This is a genomic window from Kitasatospora sp. NPDC059577 (genome assembly GCF_042735475.1).
GTDB lineage: Bacteria > Actinomycetota > Actinomycetes > Streptomycetales > Streptomycetaceae > Kitasatospora.
Window position 1 is genome coordinate 1,670 of sequence record NZ_JBHWBZ010000134.1, and the last position, 1,723, is coordinate 3,392.

Genomic DNA, 1,723 nt, shown 5'->3' on the forward strand with positions numbered 1-1,723 from the left:
GGCCTGGCGTCTCTTTTTTTGTGGGGGGGGGGGGGGGGGGGGGGGGGGCCCGCCCCCCCCCCCCCGCGGGGGGGGGGGGGGGGGGGGGGCGGCCCGGGGCCCCCCCCCCCCCACCGGGGGTGTTAGCCCTCCTTCTGCGCGGTCAGGGCCTGGATGCGGGCCTTGAAGTAGTCACCTCGACCGATGTAGTCGACGGGGCGTCCCAGGTCGTCGACGTCCGTCAGGTGCGGGGAGTAGGTGCCGGGGCTGAAGAGGACCGTCTGGCCCGGCGTTGCGACCTGCTGGGCCAGGGTGATGGCCGCGCGGTAGTCGGCGACGGTGTCGATGTTGGGGGTGCCGGCGGTGTGGGCGAAGGTCACGAGCTGGTCGGCCGTGGGGCCGAAGGTGATCAGATGGTGCACCTTGTCACGAAGCCCGGGGCTCAGGCGGGCGAAGATGACGCCCTTGTTGTCCTCGCCTCCGGAGATGAGGACGACCGTCCGCCCCTCGATCGCGTCGAGCGCGTGAACGGTGGAGTCCACGTTGGTGGCCTTGGCGTCGTTGTAGTAGTCGACCCCCTGGTGGGTGGCCACGTACTCGGTGACGTGCTCGCGTCCCGGGAAGGTGGCGACCGCGGTGGCGACGGTGTCGAGCGGAACTCCCCAGCTCAGGAGGACCGCGATGGCGGGCAGCGCGTTGGGGAGCGCCCCCAGGGCCGTGATCCGCTCCTTGGGGAACAGCGTCTGCTCCTGGTTCGCCAGTCGCACGACGACCTGGCCGTCGTCGAGGAAGACGCCTTCGAGGCCGGCCGGGAGGGCGCCGCTCATGCTGGTGTACAGGAGCCGTCCCGGGGTCTTGGCGGCGAGGTCGCTGCTGGCCACGTCGTCGAGGGAGACGACGGTGAGGCTGTCGACGGTGTTGTGCTTGAGGAGCTGGCCCTTGAGGCGGACGTATTCGTCCCAGTCGTAGAGGTTGGAGTGCTCGGGGTTGATGTTGGTCAGGACCCCGGTCGCGGGGGCCAGGCCCGGGCTGTTCTGCAGCTGGGCGGCGGAGACCTCCAGGACGACGACGTCCTCGGGCTTGATGTTGGGCACCTTGCTGGCGAACTCGGTTCCGATGTTGCCGACGAGGTGGACGGTGATCCCGTTGGCTTCCAGGCCGCGGGCGATGAGGGTGGTGGTGGTGCCCTTGCCGTTGGTGCCGGTGACGGCGATCACCGGAGCCGGGGAGAGCCGGAAGGCCAGCTCGATCTCGCTCCAGATGTGGATCTTCGCCGCGCGGGCGGCGATGAGTACCGGGTGGTTGTTGTCGATCACGGGGCTGCGGACGATGAGGTGGAAGGCCGTGGGGTCGATGGAGGTGGTGTTGAGCTTGTAGGTGATCTTCATACCGGCGAACCGCTGCATGACGTTCGGCAGCTCTTCGGCGGACTTGGCGTCCATGACGGTGACCTTCGCGCCCTGCTGGACGCAGAGTTCGGCGGCGGACTGACCGCTCATCCCGAGTCCGATGACCAGGACAGGCTTGCCCTTCAGGTCGACGGGGTCGCCCTGGTAGAGCTTCGGCTTGATCGGCTTGATGTTCATGTGTTTCTCCCTGGTGGGTGGCCGGGAGGGGTGGCCGCCTGGTTGGCGGTCGGGGTTGGTGGAGCCCCTTTCCGGCGCGGGGCACCAGCGCCGGGCGGGCCCGGGGGGCGCAACCGGGCGGCCCGGGCGGCGAAGATGTTCCGCCCCGCCTGCCCGGG

The 1,723-nt window shown here is 70.0% G+C and carries 1 protein-coding gene; it reads right to left on the reverse strand.

The features are described from left to right. Positions 1-122: 122 nt before the first annotated feature. A complete protein-coding gene (gene murD / locus ACFV0O_RS41315; RefSeq protein ID WP_380350190.1) occupies positions 123-1,565 on the reverse strand; it encodes a UDP-N-acetylmuramoyl-L-alanine--D-glutamate ligase in 1,443 nt (480 codons plus the stop codon). Positions 1,566-1,723: the final 158 nt, after the last annotated feature.

Bases quoted from the DNA above. Each gene is read 5' to 3' on its own strand.
- murD (WP_380350190.1), bottom strand. From the start codon at position 1,565: ATGAACATCAAGCCGATCAAGCCGAAGCTCTACCAGGGCGACCCCGTC.